Origin of the sequence: Sphaerospermopsis kisseleviana CS-549 (assembly GCF_028329225.1) — a bacterium.
Lineage (GTDB): Bacteria > Cyanobacteriota > Cyanobacteriia > Cyanobacteriales > Nostocaceae > Sphaerospermopsis > Sphaerospermopsis kisseleviana.
The window spans coordinates 15,342-33,798 of record NZ_JAQMTI010000029.1 but is presented as its reverse complement, the minus strand read 5'-3'; the positions used below and the strand labels follow the sequence as shown (position 1 = coordinate 33,798).

Annotated in this window: 16 protein-coding genes and 1 CRISPR repeat array; of the genes, 8 read left to right on the top strand and 8 right to left on the bottom strand. The window is 34.9% G+C overall.

Annotated elements, in window-relative coordinates:
• Positions 1–186 precede the first annotated feature (186 nt).
• Together PN497_RS02580 and PN497_RS02575 are read left to right on the top strand one after the other, a co-directional pair.
• Positions 187–975 (top strand): hypothetical protein, encoded by a 789-nt coding sequence (locus PN497_RS02580; RefSeq protein WP_096572912.1) that lies wholly within the window; start codon positions 187–189, stop codon positions 973–975.
• A gap of 298 nt (positions 976–1,273) precedes the next feature.
• Positions 1,274–2,485, top strand: coding sequence for a calcium-binding protein (locus tag PN497_RS02575; protein WP_096572913.1), 1,212 nt, complete (start codon positions 1,274–1,276; stop codon positions 2,483–2,485).
• 8 nt (positions 2,486–2,493) lie between these two features.
• On the opposite strand, the gene PN497_RS02570 is transcribed toward PN497_RS02575, so the two are convergent.
• The 8 genes from PN497_RS02570 to PN497_RS02535 form a co-directional block, all read right to left on the bottom strand.
• The gene (locus tag PN497_RS02570; RefSeq protein ID WP_236103989.1) at positions 2,494–2,706 is read right to left on the bottom strand and encodes a nuclease-related domain-containing protein; all 213 of its coding nucleotides are present in this window, start codon (positions 2,704–2,706) and stop codon (positions 2,494–2,496) included.
• Positions 2,707–2,832: 126 nt separating this feature from the next.
• On the bottom strand, positions 2,833–3,666 hold the full coding sequence (locus PN497_RS02565) for a viperin family antiviral radical SAM protein (RefSeq protein WP_236103990.1): 834 nt from the start codon (positions 3,664–3,666) through the stop codon (positions 2,833–2,835).
• A 36-nt stretch (positions 3,667–3,702) separates the two neighbouring features.
• Positions 3,703–4,335 (bottom strand): deoxynucleoside kinase, encoded by a 633-nt coding sequence (locus PN497_RS02560; protein WP_096572914.1) that lies wholly within the window; start codon positions 4,333–4,335, stop codon positions 3,703–3,705.
• Positions 4,336–4,431: 96 nt separating this feature from the next.
• A complete protein-coding gene (locus tag PN497_RS02555) occupies positions 4,432–5,661 on the bottom strand; it encodes a UvrD-helicase domain-containing protein (RefSeq protein ID WP_096572915.1) in 1,230 nt (409 codons plus the stop codon).
• 133 nt (positions 5,662–5,794) lie between these two features.
• Entirely contained in the window at positions 5,795–6,088 is a 294-nt protein-coding gene (locus PN497_RS02550; protein ID WP_096572916.1) for a hypothetical protein, read from the bottom strand.
• Between the two features lie 100 nt (positions 6,089–6,188).
• Positions 6,189–6,650 carry a hypothetical protein gene (locus PN497_RS02545; protein WP_096572917.1) on the bottom strand — a complete coding sequence of 154 codons (462 nt, stop codon included), beginning with the start codon at positions 6,648–6,650 and terminating at the stop codon, positions 6,189–6,191.
• A 70-nt stretch (positions 6,651–6,720) separates the two neighbouring features.
• Positions 6,721–8,694: direct repeats of the CRISPR family, unit length 37 nt; unit sequence GTTTCAGTCCCCTTGCGGGGATTAGGTAATCAGAAAC.
• Positions 8,695–8,981: 287 nt separating this feature from the next.
• Positions 8,982–9,557, bottom strand: coding sequence for an HD domain-containing protein (locus PN497_RS02540; RefSeq protein WP_096572918.1), 576 nt, complete (start codon positions 9,555–9,557; stop codon positions 8,982–8,984).
• A 33-nt stretch (positions 9,558–9,590) separates the two neighbouring features.
• Positions 9,591–11,018, bottom strand: coding sequence for a TIGR03985 family CRISPR-associated protein (locus tag PN497_RS02535; RefSeq protein ID WP_096572919.1), 1,428 nt, complete (start codon positions 11,016–11,018; stop codon positions 9,591–9,593).
• Positions 11,019–11,133: 115 nt separating this feature from the next.
• Between PN497_RS02535 and PN497_RS02530 the strand changes: the two genes are divergently transcribed.
• From PN497_RS02530 to csx19, 6 genes are read left to right on the top strand one after another with little or no spacing between them, the layout of a single operon-like run.
• Positions 11,134–12,465: a Card1-like endonuclease domain-containing protein gene (locus tag PN497_RS02530; protein ID WP_096572920.1), complete on the top strand. Its 1,332-nt coding sequence runs from the start codon at positions 11,134–11,136 to the stop codon at positions 12,463–12,465.
• Positions 12,462–14,078, top strand: coding sequence for a Cas10/Cmr2 second palm domain-containing protein (locus PN497_RS02525; protein WP_096572921.1), 1,617 nt, complete (start codon positions 12,462–12,464; stop codon positions 14,076–14,078). The genes PN497_RS02530 and PN497_RS02525 overlap by 4 nt, the downstream gene beginning before the upstream one ends.
• Before the next feature lie 4 nt (positions 14,079–14,082).
• On the top strand, positions 14,083–14,757 hold the full coding sequence (locus PN497_RS02520) for an RAMP superfamily CRISPR-associated protein (protein WP_096572922.1): 675 nt from the start codon (positions 14,083–14,085) through the stop codon (positions 14,755–14,757).
• Positions 14,758–16,389 (top strand): type III-D CRISPR-associated RAMP protein Csx10, encoded by a 1,632-nt coding sequence (gene csx10 / locus PN497_RS02515; protein WP_096572923.1) that lies wholly within the window; start codon positions 14,758–14,760, stop codon positions 16,387–16,389.
• Entirely contained in the window at positions 16,389–17,885 is a 1,497-nt protein-coding gene (locus PN497_RS02510; protein ID WP_096572924.1) for an RAMP superfamily CRISPR-associated protein, read from the top strand. The genes csx10 and PN497_RS02510 overlap by 1 nt, the downstream gene beginning before the upstream one ends.
• On the top strand, positions 17,882–18,457 hold the full coding sequence (csx19, locus tag PN497_RS02505) for a type III-D CRISPR-associated protein Csx19 (protein WP_096572925.1): 576 nt from the start codon (positions 17,882–17,884) through the stop codon (positions 18,455–18,457). The genes PN497_RS02510 and csx19 overlap by 4 nt, the downstream gene beginning before the upstream one ends.

Below are 18,457 nucleotides of genomic sequence, written 5' to 3'. Positions count from 1 at the left end.
GGATTTGAGGATGTCTTTGACAATCTTGGGAAATGAATTTATAATCATGATCAAATCAATATTTTGATATAGCTTGCTCAAATTTTAATATATTTTGGGCTATTTTTATCACAGATTTCTTAACATTCAACACTTCTGGGTAGATATCAATATTTTTGAAGATTTTTAAGAGTCAGGGTATAGGTTATGCAGTACGCAATTTTCACAAAAATCGGTGGTGAATTAATACCAGCATCAAAAGCCGATTATCAAGATTATTATGGGTTTCTTAAATGCCCCGTATGTAATGAACCCGTTTTCTTGAGAAAATCACATTTACGAAATGGTAAGGAAATCACTGCTAGTTTTGTACATCATAAAGCAGTACCAGAAATTAGTACCTGTGAACTCAGGGTAGGCAATTATAGTAAAGAAGATATTGAAATCTTTGCAGCCAAAGCCAGAAACCAGAGATTACAAAAACTAAATATTAGTATGTGGAAATACTTGAAAACTAATATGTCTGTACACTTCAGGGGTTATAATCAGGTAAAAGACAAGACTAAGGGTAATCCAGCTTTTGAGTTTTTGTTAAACTATGCTGATGAGTGTTTAATGAACAACAGTGATTTAATTGTTGATGAATTTATCCCTGTTCTCGGTAAAATGCTTAAAACCCAAGATGATGATATTGGTATAATCAAACAAACATTAGGTCAGTTCAATGAGTTTCTGAATGATTTAAAATCAGACTGGGAACTGCACGAAAAAATAACCAAAGAAGCCGCCAAATTGTTTTTGTCACCAGCAATGAAAGAAATTAGATATCGGGTATTAACAGTGCTTTGTTACCCTGGAAATATGCAATTATTGGACAAGGATTTAGTAGAATTAAAAATGGGAACAGAGAAATGGCAGCAAATTTTTGGTAATTATTTGAATCAACAAATATGTTTGATTTTCTTGAGTGTTAATTGGATAAAATTGTTAGCATAGTTCTGGATTCCAGGTTTCTGTGGATTGGCGATCGCCTACCACATTAATATTAGTACAGTTGCTTGCTCAACAAACAAATAAACAATAAAAACCAACAACCATGTTATTATTATATTACTGTGGTGTTGAAAATACTGTCATAACGTTAATTATTACACTTTTCATGCTAAATCAAATATTGATTAGTTAATTATTGGTTTAATTATGTCATTTTGACGCAACAAATTGAATTTGATTTTATAACCAACAATATGATTGGAATCATCAAGATGAACATCATTGAAAGGATAAAATCAAGATGAATAATGATTTAGTAACTTCTAGTGTACTGCGACCACAAGAACGGGTTAATGGAGTTTCTCAAACAGAATTATCTGTTAGATGGTGGCAATATGTTTATAATATTCCAGCACCAGATAATCCTTTTCGTTATGATGAAACTAATGATCCTCAAGGGAAAAAAGCCGAAATAAATCAAGCACCTCCCGTTTTTAATTTAGTAGGCACTTTAGAAACATCAAACCCAGTTGTAAGAACAGTTGAAATTAAACCAAATCAGGGATATGAATATATCTTTTTTCCCTTAATTAACAGTGAATGGGATAGACTGTTCCCAGAGGGTGCAAGCGATAAACAACTTCAAGGACTTGCGAAAGCAGTAGGGGATACAGCCCTAGCAAAAAATGGTGGGAATCTCTTTTTGAAGATTGATGATATAGCGATCAAAGATTTGGAAAACTACAGACAAACATCTGATAAATTTATATACAATTTACCAGATAACAATATTGCAGGGCAGCCAAGTAAGATAATTGATAATGCTTTTTCTGATGGGTTCTATACAACAATTCAGCTATCTGCTTTATCTCCTGAAGACCACACTATAAAATTCGGTGGAACTTTAAATCTTAATAACCTGGATATACCCAATAATTTAGGACTGGAAGATGTCGAAATAATTCTGAAAGAAGCATATCCAGATGGAAGATTTTCTCAAGATATCACCTATAATATTTCTTTTGAACTTAATCCAGTAAATGGTACAAACAGGCAAGACAACCTTTTTGGTACTCAAGGCTGGGACAAAATTAATGGACGTGCTGGTGATGACCACCTTTATGGTTTAGAAGGCAACGATGATATTTATGGTGGTAGAGGTTCTGATATTTTGGTTGGTGTAAATCCCAGTTCCGCTAATCCAGGACGAGGTGAAATTGACATTTTAAACGGGGGTATAGGTCAAGATACTTTTGTGTTAGGTAATGAACAAAATATATTTTATAGAGGTAATAGATTAGAAGACTACGCTATTATCAGGGATTTCACCAGTCAAGATACCATTCAACTTCATGGTAATCGTCGCTTGTATGAATTAAACGAAAATTATTACCTGGGAGGTAAAGAAGGAACAGCAATTTTCATGCGAAATAGTTATGAACTTATTGGATTTGTTGAAAATGTTGATAACTTAAATTTAGCTAATAGTAGCGATTTTAGTTTTGTTCAGTAGTCTAGGTATCAATGTAAAAATTTTCTTGAGGGAAATTTACTTTTGATCTTGTCCAGTTTCCAATCTTTGACTTCGAGAATAAATAAACCACGACTAGGATGTAAAACTATGAAATCTGGATGTAATTGTTTCTTACCGATGGGTACGTCATACCATAACAGGTAATCATCATCTAGTTTTTCCTCCATGCGCTGCGCTAACCTCCTTTCGCCGGAGGTCATTCTGGAACTGCAACTACTAAATGAAGGAATCAGTGTGGCCATAGACAGTATGATTTGGGGTTTCCTCTAAGAATTTGGGGGTGTTTTGGGAATGGCGATCGCTGATGGTGGTTAACCTAGTGTTAACTATTTCCAAGAGTAAATACCACCCCGACGTAAAAAAGCATCTGTGTTCCAACCAACTTGAGCGAGGGCAGCACCTACACCTACTTCTAAAATTGGTGAACTGTATGAATGCCCATTGTTTTTAGTGATGTTGTAAAATTGCCCTTGTGGATTGACCATTACATAAGAATCTTTCATCAAGTCATTTGATTCTGGAATAACTTGAAATCCTTCGTTTATGAGGGGTTGGTGTCGCTCAACAAATTCTTGAAACTGTTGTGGTGATATCAGCAATTCCTCAACGCTACCATCATTTTGACCTTGTACTGGTAATACTTGAAATATTTTCCATCGCTCTGGACTCACCCGCCTGACAAAAGTTGACATATTTTCTTGGTGGTTCAAGCGTGTAACTACTGTATTAAGTTTAATGCGGATACCATATTGATGTAATTTATCAAATAAAGCAATTGATTGTATTACATGATCACCATTCCCTCGTCCTAAATTCTTTTGGACTGCTTCTGAAGCAGAGTCTACCGATAATGCAACCCAATCAATTTTATCAGCGTGTTTTTCTAGTAATTGAGTCATTCGCGCACCATTACTCACAAGACTGGTTATAAATCCCAAACGATGCGATTCAGCTACAAGTTCACCAATGTTAGGGTGTAGTGTTGGTTCTCCCCCAGCAAAGTTAAGTTTTTCTGCTCCTGCTTCACGTAATAGAAAAAGAAGACGTTTAGCATCGTTTAAAGTTAAAGCTCCTTCGATATCGGGAAAGGTAGCAAAACAAAATCTGCAATGATAATTGCATGGTTTCCACAGATGAAAATTTACAGAAATTGGTTTCATGATAATTATTTTTGATACATTAAAATTTGAAATTAGCTAATTAACATCGAAATTTATAGACCTTATTACGGGTATACTTTCGCTAATTTTGTGTAGTTCATAGCACAAATTAGAATATGCTTGCTCAGGATTTGAATTAGTTGTATCAATTTGTATGATTGGTATATTGACTAATCCAAATATATGTTTATATGAGTCATCAAGATTATATTCAATAGAAACTTTATCCCCATACCATTGCATAGGGACTTTCTGACTTCGTTGGATAATACGTTGGTTAATTATTGACTGAGATGCTGTTACATAAACAATGACATCAGGTAGTAAAAATTTTTGTTCTGATTGCAGTATTTTTAGATAAAAAGACAAGTCTTGTTTCATTAACAGACTATGATAAGCAAGAGTAGAGAATACATATCTATCAGCTACAACTCCTAAATCATTCAATTTTAGTGTGTATTCACAACTACGTAAAATGTTGCACAAACTATAAAAATGGAATGTGCTAATTGGGGATTTAGTTGTTGCTATTTGCTCCCGTAAAGTAATCAATTCTGGTGGTATACTACTATAATAATGAAAGTTTTGTTGCTTTGCAAATAGTTGTGCTAGGGTAGTTTTACCCGCCCCGTCTAATCCTTCAAATGCCAAAAAAGGAAACTTTGTCATAGTTGAGCTTCTATTTAATTAATGAAAATCTTTTTACTTGGTTATTAGGGTTTTGTAAAAATGGAGTGGGTAATGCTGATAGCGATCGCCCATATTTTACTCTTGACTTTCCAATTGAGGAGGGGAGTTCAAAGCATTTTCCATCAAGTCAACAATGGAGTTTTTGGTATCGTATAACATTACTAAATGATCCCTTGCCCTCGTCATAGCCGTGTAAATCCCAGCTTTTTCTTGAAAATCAGCATCGGGGTCATGGGGAAACTCATTAGCCATATCTAAACCTGCAATAATAACAGCATCAAATTCAACACCTTTTAGGGCATTCCAAGAATCAACAATTACAAAAGGTCTATCTACAACATTCATGTCCCTCTCTCTAGAACCTCTGGGAGCATGATGCCGAATATTCAGTTTTAATAATTCTGCACTAATTAAATCTTTAAGTCGCCAATTCTGTGGATGTACTAAAACACCAATTGAAGATTGTTGATGACTTGATAACGCTAATTTAACCTGTTGGGCAACTATTAATGGTAATTCATAATTCGGAATTTGTAATAGTAACGGCTGAATATTTGAACTTCTGGATTTTTTTGTCTTGGGTTCAATAATAGCTCCTATTCTGGTTTGCACTTGTTCTTTTTTGGATACTTTCATATTAGCATCAAATAATGATGTCAGTATAAAATGCCAAGCAGATTCAAGAATTTCTGGGGAGTTTCTATAATTAACATCAAAAATTTGAGAACGACCTACAACATTAATTCCTAGTTTCCGCCAAGACCAATCTTGTTTTCTTCTATGTGGCTGACCATAAACAGATTGAGTGTTATCATAAACAAAAAAGAGAGAGTTAGTATCAGTATCTAATACTTGTAAAACAGCTTGAAACCACTCATCATAAAAGTCTTGGGCTTCATCTATTAAAATGGCTTGGTATTTCAAACGTGATTTTGTTGCTAATTCTATTACTTGTTTTCTTAAATTATCATCTTGATCAAAATTATAGTCATATTTTAGGTTATAATAAGCCCAAGTATGAAATGTCTTACAAGTGATTTTTTTACTAATGCCTTTTTCTCTAAGTTTTGAGGTAAGCCAACCATTCATAAAACGATTGTAGCTAAGAATCAAAATATCATCATAGTCATTAATAATTTTTTCAACTCTATTTCTTAAAACCAAAGACTTACCAGAACCTGCAATACCCCGAACAAGTCCATGTCCCTTTATGTTCATATTTTTGACTTTGGTTTGTTCATTGTCTAAATATTCTCGGAGTAATCTTTGATTAACGGTTTGTTGAAAATCTATCCATTGTCCCATGTTATTAATCCTAATATTCAAGGTAAGCTAATTACTATTCACCAAATAATCACTGACTTAAAAAGTCATATTTTTGTATTATACGAATTATTGGAAGACCCCAATTCCAAGTTTTCCTCTAAGAATCAACAAATCATACAAACCCCTCTTCCAGCAACTCAAAGCCCTGAGTAGTGATTTTGTGTCTTTGACCAGAACCGCCGACGACCCTACTCCAACTCTCGGTAATCAGAGTTTCTTGTTCCCACCAATAACTAAAACCGCCGTACATCCCTGGAATTGGAAACCAATGTTGTTCTTGATTCACGGTAAATTCTAATTTGGGGAGTTCCAAGTTCTGACTATCAATTAAATCCCTGGACCGTTGTCTCATTAGTTCATGAAAGTAATGTTCAATTTGTTGTAGGCTTTCTGGTGTCTGGTTCATAAGATAAATATGATGTTGATGATGTTGGGGCGATCGCTAACTTTCCCTCAATAATTTAGTAAGAGCGATCGCATAATATAATTTCCTCTAAGAACCTGAATTATCGTGGTTTAGGAGCGCCCAGAGCAGCGCGGATTTCTTTGTCTATTTGGGGTGTGGGATCATAGCCAACGTGCAGTACAGTTTCCCATTTCCAATATTGATAATTAGTGGGTTTGCACTGACTAAATATTTTTTTCATCAATTTTAAGTCCGATGCTGAAATAGGGAGTTTTGTGTCACTAAAACCAGACATTTCACCAATAATTTTACCATCTAATTTGACATCCAATGCTCCAACTAATTCACAGATATTGGTAGTTATCATATTAAAACAACCACCTGTACCGCATTGATTTAAGTTGGTGAAAAGCTCTTTGAGTTGACGTTTGACTTGTGCTACAGACTGTATGGAATCTACTAACTTTTGTCCTTGTGTTTGTTGTGCTAATCCTTGATTATGCCAACTCAATGATAATACTGTAATAACTGCTAATGTTGTGGTTCTGAAAATGGGTTTCATGGGGTTTCCTCAATAATATTTAAAATTAATCAATAGGTTCGTCACAAGCCAGATGTTAGGTTTGTCAAAGGTTTCAGTCCCCTTGCGGGGATTAGGTAATCAGAAACTTCAACCAATGGATGTTAGTAGGAGTTACGTTGACCATCTCTGTTTCAGTCCCCTTGCGGGGATTAGGTAATCAGAAACCTAATTCTGTTATTTAGAAAGAATTAGAAGTGTTAGATGCAGGTTTCAGTCCCCTTGCGGGGATTAGGTAATCAGAAACTAGGAAAGATAATAAATCTAAAGTTCAAGAGGAAAGTTTCAGTCCCCTTGCGGGGATTAGGTAATCAGAAACATCATATAGCGTAATGCTGTCGATTCCCATATTTTCAGTTTCAGTCCCCTTGCGGGGATTAGGTAATCAGAAACCAAAGAGTAGAACGTCGCAAAGACGGCATCTCTCGCAGAGGTAGCGTTTCAGTCCCCTTGCGGGGATTAGGTAATCAGAAACCAATATGGAGATTTTTGGAGGAAACGCACACTATTGGTTTCAGTCCCCTTGCGGGGATTAGGTAATCAGAAACTTAGTCTCTGGCTTGCGTTTTGGCATAAAATTTGATGTTTCAGTCCCCTTGCGGGGATTAGGTAATCAGAAACCCTTGATTGTTTGCTCATCAATGAGTATTTGAAGTTTCAGTCCCCTTGCGGGGATTAGGTAATCAGAAACACCTAACTTGGGAAGAAATCAGAACCAAAATCACAGGTTTCAGTCCCCTTGCGGGGATTAGGTAATCAGAAACGAAGTGGGCATTTAGTGACGCTCCTGGGGGAATATTCGTGTTTCAGTCCCCTTGCGGGGATTAGGTAATCAGAAACAGAACAAATACAAGAGAAAGAAATTAAAGCAATAGTGTTTCAGTCCCCTTGCGGGGATTAGGTAATCAGAAACATTTGTCAATGTTAAGAATAAAGTCTATAAACCCGTTTCAGTCCCCTTGCGGGGATTAGGTAATCAGAAACTTATTCATCTTATGTGATTCGCGATCGTATAGATAGTTTCAGTCCCCTTGCGGGGATTAGGTAATCAGAAACTTTGATCATGCACAGAAGTCCCTACACCATCTAATTTATGTTTCAGTCCCCTTGCGGGGATTAGGTAATCAGAAACCTGATAAAACTCAGGCTTGCAAAGAAATATTCTCTAGTTTCAGTCCCCTTGCGGGGATTAGGTAATCAGAAACTTGACTATAGAAGGTTTGGGAACTTTGAACTCTGGTGTTTCAGTCCCCTTGCGGGGATTAGGTAATCAGAAACTGAATAGATGCTGCGATCGCAATTTAACTCCAGTTGTTTCAGTCCCCTTGCGGGGATTAGGTAATCAGAAACGTGTTTGCATCTATTTCCCACCTCCCCGCAGAGAAAGGTTTCAGTCCCCTTGCGGGGATTAGGTAATCAGAAACCTATCCCCCAAATCCCATTCAAAGAAACACTGTAGTTTCAGTCCCCTTGCGGGGATTAGGTAATCAGAAACTTTAACCGCTCTCGCAATTGCTTATATAAGAGCGATGTTTCAGTCCCCTTGCGGGGATTAGGTAATCAGAAACTTCGGCTTGATGAACCCTCGTTGCGGTGTAGGGTTCACTGGTTTCAGTCCCCTTGCGGGGATTAGGTAATCAGAAACGTAATAACCTGTAAAGTTAGAACTAGAGCAATGTTCTTTGGTTTCAGTCCCCTTGCGGGGATTAGGTAATCAGAAACGATTCAAAGGATATTGTACCATGACTTTTCAAATCTAGTTTCAGTCCCCTTGCGGGGATTAGGTAATCAGAAACGGAGTTCCAGGCTTCGCCCTTGCCAGCTAAGTGCTACCATACGTTTCAGTCCCCTTGCGGGGATTAGGTAATCAGAAACCACGGGAACTTGTGCCGGCAGTGAAAAGAGAATTGTCTAATCGTTTCAGTCCCCTTGCGGGGATTAGGTAATCAGAAACAAAAATCCAAATTATAGAGAAAAGTTGGACGATTGGTTTCAGTCCCCTTGCGGGGATTAGGTAATCAGAAACCCCGGCGCTTTGAAACATAGTCTAGAACCGGAGTCTAGAGACGAATTTGGCAGACCTCTCAAAAAACCTCATTTCAGGCTTCGGGTGAACCGCCAACTGAAACTGATGAAACGCTAGAACTATTCAATTATCAAGGTTCTGTCGATTTGGCGGACCCCCTGGGGTTTTTGCCCCCGCTTCGGTTTGCCAAATTTATCCTTATTTAAGGGTAAAATTGGTTGCTTTACCTGTCAAGCTAAATTCGGTTAAGAATTATCAAGCTGAAATTTACAATTTCAAACAGATTATTACTCAAATAGTTCTTTGATCACTCGTTCTAATTCTTGTGTCATCACATCAGAACCAGTCTGTTGATAAACCTCCAGCAATGATTGGTAAAACCACAAAGTTTTCTCCTTACCACAACTAAAGTGATGCCAAATTATATCTCCCCTTTGTTGCCAATCTGCTAGTAAAGACCTAGCATTATGCAGTTTATCCGCTAAAGATACCAATCGCACTGAAGGAGAAGCACAACGCAGATGATCCAAATATCGCTGTTTACGTTCTTGCCAAGGTGGTTTAGGTGGTGTATCCCATTCTGTACAACCATCAATAATTGTAACAACTGTTTCACCAAAAAGCTGACGAATTTCCTCACGGGTAGATTTTCCACCCTGGTCTTCTATACTATCGTGCAGTAAAGCTGCGATCGCTTCTTCCTCTGTTCCTCCTGCTTCTAACACCAACGCTGCAACACTTAATAAATGAGAAACATAAGGAACACCGCTAATTTTGCGGACTTGATCACCATGAAGATGGGTAGCATAAACTAAAGCTTCTGTGAATTTCTCAGTTAATAGGGGTTGATTTTGTTGATTCATAAATTGAGTAAATCTTGATAAAGTTCCAAATTTCTATGTATATAAATTCCAAGTATTTTGGAGTTCTAGCAGCATTTCTTGTCTTAATTCCCAAGGGAGTAAAACTTCAACTTTTGAACCTAAAGCTCGTAACCATCTAATTACATAATAATCGGTATTCCGATAATAAACCTGGTAATAAGCATCATCATTTGACCGAGAATCAAGAATTGGTAAAATATATTGATGTAGTGAATTAGATGTGTTTTGTTTTATTAGTATTTGTGCTTGCTCATGGCTAATAGCTTTAAATGTTTGGTGGATGTTGATTCCTTTGATATAATTTTGGTGAAAATTTTTCTCAAACCGCAATATCATCAATATTTTATCTTTATAAAAATCACAACCCCAAGCTTCTCTTAACTTCATATTCACTGTTTTAGGAGTTGGTAATTGTTCTTCTTTATATTTGTCTCTTAGTAGTTGGGGAACACGATTATCTTCCCAATCTAACATTTCTAATTGTTGGGAGATTATTCTGTCTAAACGATATTTGTACCAGTTGATATCACCTTTAGGAGTTTTACCATAGGCACACAGATATTTAGCGCGTTCCATAAAATAAATACAAACTGGATAAACAACACATTCATAAATTTTATTTTGATGGGCGCTGAGATAAGTTAAAAGTAAAGGTTGGATTTTTCCTGAATCCCAAATATCCTGTAAATCACTTTGAATTTCATCTACTGCATCTTGTATTGGACTTGATTCAGGTACTACATAATCAGCATATAAAAAAACTCGATGATTGTCTTCATCTATTTCCTCTTCTGAGATTTCTTCTGCAAGTAATGGTAAAGTAGGGTCAAGAAAACTAAACATACCTAAAGTTCCAGCTAAATAGGCTTGTTTTTTATTACTTAAATTCGTTTCGTAGCTAAAATTTTCCGATTTTTGAGAAAATGGTAATACCTCTACTCGACGGTAATATTTGCTTCTACCAGAAACATAATCTACTCGTTGCAAGCAGTTTTTACTGACTAATAAATCTAAGTCGCTTTGAAGTGATTTGCGAACTTGGGCAAATAACCGTTCCTTGAGGATTTCTTCTACAAGTTTTTCTAAATCAGAGTTATATACTGGTATATGTTGTTGTAAAGAATTTTGCCACTCATCTATAGATACTTCCAATTCTACTAACCATTGTCGGGTGGTTTTGAGACAAGCACAGTCAGGGTCTTGATGGTTGATGATATCGGTTTGTTTTTCATCCTTGTGGGTTTTGGTAAAGAAAGCTTGTCGCCAGTCAGTATAAGTAAAGGTGTCACCAATAGCAGCTTGTCCTTTCTCACTGTATAACCAATGTAATAATACCCACAGTCTAATAGAGCGAGTGAGGTTGTGACTTTGATCAAGAGATCCATTGGCTAATTGCTGTAAGATGTTGGGGGATGGGGTGGTATGTGAGAGTATATTCACTGGATATCAATGGTTTTCAGGTATTTTTTACAATTTAGCAGATATTGGAAGGGGGTATTTCCAATGCTATGTATACTGGTAACAGAAATTTTGATAGAAGGATACATTAAAGATTATGAGTACACCTGAATTAGATAAGTATAAAGTTGATCATCTGTTTTTGTTGATAGGTGAAAATCCTTTACCTAATTATGTGGCGGCAAAACTTTTAGTGAATAAAGGTGGAACTGTTTATTTAGTGCATACAAGAGATACAGAAGATAAAGCAAAACGACTACAAGGCATTCTCATTAGATCAGAAAGCCATTTAAAGACTATACAATTGTGGTCTATTGAAGATTATGAATCTGATGCTCATAATATTAGGGTAAAAATTAATGAAGTTATAGAAAAAATATCTAATGGAAAAATTGGACTAAATTACACAGGTGGTACAAAAGCCATGTCTGTACATTCTTATCGGACATTATTCTATGAGGAAATTGAGGAAAATAACAAAAATATAGATAAAATATATAAGCAGCGTTCAAATCTTATTTTTAGCTATCTAGACCCACGTAACTTGGAAATGTGTATAGATAGAGAAAATAAGGAAATAGAGAAGATTAAGATTGAGCCAAATATTTTGCAAGTAGATATTCAAACTATTTTTGAGTTACACGGCTGGAAATGGCATCCAGAACCGGCTAAAGAACCTGAACAACCCAAAGCAGCACAAGTTTTTGCGGAATTTCATGCACAAGAGGATAGTTTAAACACATGGAAAAATTGGTGTGTTAAAATTTTCCGTCCTGTCACAAAAGATACAAAATCTAATTGGTTAGAAGATCAGGAACTTAAAAAAGTTCCTCCTTTAAATTTAGATATTTTACAATGTGATAATTCAATTATTAATGCTTTGCATGAATTGGGGCTGACAGGCGAAGAATTATCGCTTCAAACTCTCAAAGAAAATGGATTTAAAAATATCAAGCAAGTTTGTAAATGGCTTGATGGAGAATGGCTAGAACATTATGTTTTGCAAAAAGTTCAAGAAATCTCTGAGAATTTGTTAATTCACGATAGTGCAACTTCATTTTGGATGGCTACTTATAAAAATCCAAAACAAAATAAATTTCAGTTTGATGTAGCTTTTATGAGGGGATATCAACTATTTGCTATTTCTTGCACTACAGATCAAACAAAACAGTTGTGTAAGTCAAAATTATTTGAAGCATATATACGGGCGCAACAGCTAGGAGGGTCAGAAGCAAGAGTAGCTTTAGTATGTTGTGCTAATAAAAAGGATGTACTTGCTCTAAGAACTGAAATTACTAATGTTTTTAGTACAGAGCCTGATTCTCAAAAAAAAGATGAAAAAATAGCTGTTTTTGGACGTGAGCATTTACTAAATCTATCTCAAGAAATTGCTGATTGGATTCGTAACAACGAGGCTAAAAAGAAATGAAAATGTTTACTGTAACTATCATAGATACATCTGGTATTCAAGACTATATTTTTAGTAGTAATCGTTTACGTGAAAATATAGGAGCATCTCAGTTAGTTTCAGAAGTATGTAATCAATGGTTAAAAACAATTCTTCTCCAAAAATTAGGATTAAGTGAAAAACAATTAGAACAACCAATTGAAAGTAGTAACTTAGATGCTGAATTAGTCTATTCAGGTGGCGGTAATGCTCTATTAATATCTAAATCTCGAGAAATAGCTGTTGATTGCATTGGTGCATTAAGCCGAAAAATATTAGAAGATGCTCCAGGTATCAATTTAATAGTTGCTCATGAAGATTTTAATTGGGATAAGAATAACCTATCTCAAATAGTTGAAGATTTAATAAAGGTAGAAATTGAAAGTCGAAAAAATGAGCGAATTCCTTCAGTACCAATTTTAGGACTAGGTGTAACTTTGACTTGTGATTCAACTCAACTACCAGCAGTAGATAGCAGCCAAAAATATGTTGAATATGATGAAGAAGACGAAACCACAGATAGTTACTTAATCTCAACAGAAACCCGACAGAAATTAAAAGCTGTTCCCAGGGCTAAAAAAGAATTACAAGAAATTTTTTCAGGAATAGTAGATAGAAATATTTATAAATTTCCTTTACGAACAGATCATCTTGGACGTTCTTATGGTGAATCAAGTTATACAGCAATTATTCATGCAGATGGGAACAGCATGGGTAAAAGATTTCAAAAATATGGTCATGAAGCAAAAACTAACCGTGAATATATCCAAAAAATCCGTGAACTATCTAAAAGTGTACATAATAATAACAAAGCTGCACTTAGAAAAGTTGCAGAAGTAGTTATAAAGTCAATTGAACAAGGGAAAATAGTAGGTAATTTAGGTGAGTTCTTACTCAACGGAAATTATTACTTACCATTCCGTCCTTTAGTTTTTGGTGGAGATGATATCACTTTAATTTGTGAAGGAAGATTAGGTATTGAATTAGCAGCTTTATTCCTGAAAGAAATTGAAAAAACTATACTACCTGATGGTGAGAAGATGACTGCGTGTGCAGGTGTTTGTGTAGTTAAAACTCATTATCCTTTTGCTAGAGCATATCAAGTTAGTGAAGAATTGTGTAGTAATGCAAAAAAATTTGTTAAGAGTAAAAAACAATTTGAACCCGATGGATTTTCTGCTCTTGATTGGCATTTAGCCGCAAGTGGTTTAACAGGCTCAATCACTGAAATTCGTGAACGTGAATATAAAATCAAAATTGATAATAAAACTCAAAATTTAGCAATGCGTCCCCTGCGTTTAAATCCTCATTATAGTGAGTGGAGAACTTGGGATTTTATAACAAAAGTAATTAGAGAATTTAAAGAAGGAGAAGATTGGAAAGATCGTAAAAATAAAGTTATGGCGTTACGAGAAATTTTGAGAGAAGGCTCTGAAGATGCTGTTAAAGATTTTTTACGAAGCTATAACTTACCAAGTTTGCCAAATTATGGTAATACCACTGAACAAATAGTTACACAAGGTTGGTTAAATGGGGTATGTGGCTATTTTGATGCAATAGAAGCAATGGATTTCTATATTTCTCTGGAGGAATAAAGAAGTGAATAAATATCAATTAAAAATTAAACTGTTGAGTGATACTACCTTTGGTAGAGGTGATGGTGTTGCTGGCTTAATTGATCAGGAAGTACAACATGATGCTTTTGGTTTTCCCTATTTACAGGGACGAACTTTAAAAGGTTTATTAAGTGAAGAATGTGATAATTTAATCTCAACAATTTCATCTGACAAACATCGCGCATATTGGGAAAATATAGCCTGTAATTTATTTGGTATTCCCGGTAGTGATTTAAACAAAATGGGAATTATGCACGTAGGAGATGCTTGTTTACCAAATGATTTACGTCAAGCTGTAGGATGGCAAATTAACCAAGAAAACCCAAATTTAACTACTCAAGAAGTTCTAGATTCATTAACTACAGTTCGCCGCCAAACTGCAATTGATGATGAATCAGGAGTATCTGCTAAGGGTAGTTTAAGGTCATTTCGTGTAGTAATACGAGATTTAGAATTTACCTCAGAGTTACATTTTCAAAGTGAACCAAATAATGAAATTTTATCACTTTTATCTGTTGGTACACTAGCTCTTAGACATATAGGCAGCGGAAGAAACAGAGGACGTGGATCTGTACGATGTACGTTGCATAATAGTTCAGGTGAGGATATAACGCACAACTATATAAATTTATTTGCAACAATTTCAGGAGAGAATTAAATGAAAGCTATTATATTTTCATTACATACACAACAACCATTACTAGCAACATCTTTTCAGGGTGATCCAAATAGTGATGTATCCTATAGTTTTATTCCTGGTAGTATGATTAGAGGTGCAATGATTGGACGTTATATGAAACAGCGTCAAATATCAAATTTAGATTTGAATAATGATGAAGTTAAAAGATTATTTTTTGATTCCAGTAAGACTCAATATTTGAATGCTTATTTATTAAGTCATGAAGGAAAGCGCACCTTACCGATACCCTATTCATGGCATAAACACAAAGATGATGAATTTTCAGAAGTATCTGATTCAATATTAGTTTATGACTGCGCTCAAAAATATGAAATACCAGAAGATGTTGAACCAAAGAAACTAGAGAAACAATTCTGGTGTCTTGAAGAACAAGAATATACCCTTTATACTATATCTCGACGTATTAATATTCATAATCAACGCGATCGCCAAAAAGGACGCTCTACACAAACTAAAATTAATGAGATAACTAAACAATCAAAAGGTGAAGGTAAAATTTTTAGATATGAAGCTATTGATGCTGGGCAAAAATTCCAAGCTGTTATCCTATGTAGTAATGATGCTGATGCACAAATGATCAGTAACTTACTAAACTCATCACTAAATATTTGGATGGGTGGTTCTCAAAGTGCTGGTTATGGACATATAAAAATTGAAAGTTTAAAACTGACAAGTAATTGGAATGAAATAGATATTTCAGCTAGTGATCGTATTGAAAATGATAACTTTACTGTCACTTTATTAAGTGATTTAATTTTACGTGATGAGTGGGGACAATATTCTGTAATACCTCCATCTCATACTAATAAAACTCCAGTACCTTTAACTCAGGAATTGGAAAAAGCATTAAATACAAAGTTGAAACCTAAGTGTAGTTATGCTAGTAGTAACATAGTTGGTGGATTTAATAAAAAATGGGGTCTTCCTTTACCTCAAATTCCCGTATTATCAGCAGGAAGTGTATTTGTTTTTGAAAATATTGATGATATAACTCCAGAACAAATTCAACAATTAGAAAATCAAGGTATTGGTGAGCGGAGAAATGAAGGTTTTGGTAGAATAGCGATTAATTGGTTAACAGAAGAATACTTTCATTTAAGAAAGTCTCAACAAAAACAATCTGACAAACCAGCATTAGAAAATGAAATATCTTTTAATCTAGCACACAAAATGGCTGAAAGATTACTATCACAAAAGCTAGAACAAGTTTTATTAAAAGAAATAGGAAGATTAAAAATAGAAGGAAATATTAGCAATAATCAACTATCTAGAATACAATTAGTAGCTAGACAGGCATTATCAACTGGTGATTGTAATATGGTTTTATCACTTTTAGATAATTTACCTACAAATGCAAAAAAACAGTTAGACAAGGCATCTATTAACAATATACTTCTCAGAAAACAAATAGAAGAATGGTTAAAAAATCCTGGCGTTTGGATTCCTAATCAACATTATTTAACAGTTACAGTTGCAGGAATAGAACGCAAAATTACAGATGAAATAGCCAGAGAGAATAAATTACTTGAGAAATATACACTTCAATTAGTTATGGCATTGGCTAAAAAAGCAATCAAGGAGAAAAAATAATGGATTGTAACCGCATTAACAACCGTAATCAACGAAAAATATACAAACGTATTATTATACGTGGATCATTAGTATTAGATACTCCAACTTGTTTAGGAAGTGGTGATACAGATGGAAATATTGATTTACAAATATTACGAGATAGTATAGAAGATAAAGCCTTACTCATGGGTTCATCTATTGCGGGTGCATTACGCAATTATTTACGAGAATACCAAAACAGTGATGAATTTTCATTATTTGGAGGACTACGTACTGATGAGGATGGTGATCAAAGTCCACTGATTATCAATGATGCAATTAGTAGTAAAATAATTCAACCTGAACTAAGAGATAGTGTAAAAATTGATAGTGTCACTCGCACAGCAGCAGATAAAGCTAAATATGACTTAGAACTTCTGCAAGCAGATACAGAATTTCCCCTATGCTTTGAGTTATTGATAGAAGAAAAACCTGAGAATCCCAATTATGAATCTAGCTTACTAAAAGGATTAGCGATCGCACTCAAAGGTTTAGAAAAAGGTGAAATCAGCTTAGGAATCAAAAAACATCGCGGTTTTGGTCGTTGTCATGTCAAAGAGTGGCAAGTTTGGCAATTTGATTTAAGAAATGCAAGTGATCGCATAGCTTGGTTAACTCTGGATCATTCATGGTCAACGGACACACCTTGTACTAAATTACCGTCTAATGGAGCTTCAATTGTTTTAGTAATGAAAGAAGCAGGTCTTGAGTTTCCAGAAGAATGGGAAGATCAGCGCGAGTTCTGTAAAATTCACGCTACATTTACCCTCGCTAGTCCTTTATTAATTCGTTCTGGTCAAGCATCCAGTGATAAAGCACCCGATGTAGTACATTTAAAATCACGACGTAATGGAGAATTAAAACCTGTTTTATCTGGTACATCTTTAGCCGGAGTTTTACGTCATCGTGCAGAGAAAATTGTTAATACTTTAACCGAATGCAAAAAACCTCTAGTTACAAAGCGAATTATCAAGGAAATATTTGGTTTTGTTCCTGATAAAAAAGATCAATCTGAAATAGAGGATATTGATCAAAATAACGAAAAAGCAAAAGCTAGTCGTTTAATAGTTCATGAAAGTATCATTGAAAACTATACAGATTTAGTACAAAATCGTATAGCTATTGACCGTTTTACAGGGGGAACTTTACATGGTGCATTATTCAATGAACAGCCAATATTTCCTAAAGATGGTACACATTTAGAATTAAATCTTGAATTACGTAATCCAGAAGATTATGAAATTGGGTTACTTCTATTATTACTAAAAGATTTATGGACTGGTGATTTACCAGTGGGAGGTACAAGCAGCATTGGTAGAGGTAGATTACAAGGTAAAAATGCAGCTATTAAATTACGAAGAGAAGGAAAAACTGAAACATTTACTATTGTACAATCTTCAGAGAACTTAGTTGTAAGTGATGCTAAATCTTTACAAGATTTTGTTTCTGCCTTAAACGAGGAGGTTAACAAATGAATCAACCAAAATGTGAACATTTAGAGATATCGAATAATGTTGACTTGAAAACATGGATAGAAGAACAAACCAAAGTTAATCAATTAACATACCTTTTAGCTCATGCTGATGATGGGGTAATTTGGGGTAAATTCCAAAATGGTGAATTGATTACAACTACTGAACCAGTTAAATTATTTCCTAAATGCGATTTTCCAACTTTGAAAAAAGAAACTTTACAACAATGTCGTATTTTTGGGCATAAATCAGAAGTAATGATTTGGAGAATAGAAGGAGGTTTTAAAGCACGTTTAATTCAAGATGACAATTTAAAGAATGATGACTATATTACTGAAAATCAAATTCTGTGGGGAACACACGGGAAGCATCATGAAAATGGCTTTACTTTATTATGGGATGATTCACAAGGACTGAAACACGCTGTACCTTTTACAGATATTGAATTAGGAGAAAAGGGTGAACTAAAAAATAAAGTTAGATTAATAGTTCGTCATTACATTAATTATGATGATTCGGGGGTTGCTCGGATTTATCTAAGTCGTTTAGTTGATTTAACAAATAAGGAGATTTAA

What these genes read in the sequence shown, in the direction of transcription:
- PN497_RS02580 (WP_096572912.1), top strand. Translation starts at nt 187, where the DNA reads ATGCAGTACGCAATTTTCACAAAAATCGGTGGTGAATTAATACCAGCA.
- PN497_RS02575 (WP_096572913.1), top strand. Translation starts at nt 1,274, where the DNA reads ATGAATAATGATTTAGTAACTTCTAGTGTACTGCGACCACAAGAACGG.
- PN497_RS02570 (WP_236103989.1), bottom strand. Translation starts at nt 2,706, where the DNA reads ATGACCTCCGGCGAAAGGAGGTTAGCGCAGCGCATGGAGGAAAAACTA.
- PN497_RS02565 (WP_236103990.1), bottom strand. Translation starts at nt 3,666, where the DNA reads ATGAAACCAATTTCTGTAAATTTTCATCTGTGGAAACCATGCAATTAT.
- PN497_RS02560 (WP_096572914.1), bottom strand. Translation starts at nt 4,335, where the DNA reads ATGACAAAGTTTCCTTTTTTGGCATTTGAAGGATTAGACGGGGCGGGT.
- PN497_RS02555 (WP_096572915.1), bottom strand. Translation starts at nt 5,661, where the DNA reads ATGGGACAATGGATAGATTTTCAACAAACCGTTAATCAAAGATTACTC.
- PN497_RS02550 (WP_096572916.1), bottom strand. Translation starts at nt 6,088, where the DNA reads ATGAACCAGACACCAGAAAGCCTACAACAAATTGAACATTACTTTCAT.
- PN497_RS02545 (WP_096572917.1), bottom strand. Translation starts at nt 6,650, where the DNA reads ATGAAACCCATTTTCAGAACCACAACATTAGCAGTTATTACAGTATTA.
- PN497_RS02540 (WP_096572918.1), bottom strand. Translation starts at nt 9,557, where the DNA reads ATGAATCAACAAAATCAACCCCTATTAACTGAGAAATTCACAGAAGCT.
- PN497_RS02530 (WP_096572920.1), top strand. Translation starts at nt 11,134, where the DNA reads ATGAGTACACCTGAATTAGATAAGTATAAAGTTGATCATCTGTTTTTG.
- PN497_RS02525 (WP_096572921.1), top strand. Translation starts at nt 12,462, where the DNA reads ATGAAAATGTTTACTGTAACTATCATAGATACATCTGGTATTCAAGAC.
- csx10 (WP_096572923.1), top strand. Translation starts at nt 14,758, where the DNA reads ATGAAAGCTATTATATTTTCATTACATACACAACAACCATTACTAGCA.
- PN497_RS02510 (WP_096572924.1), top strand. Translation starts at nt 16,389, where the DNA reads ATGGATTGTAACCGCATTAACAACCGTAATCAACGAAAAATATACAAA.
- csx19 (WP_096572925.1), top strand. Translation starts at nt 17,882, where the DNA reads ATGAATCAACCAAAATGTGAACATTTAGAGATATCGAATAATGTTGAC.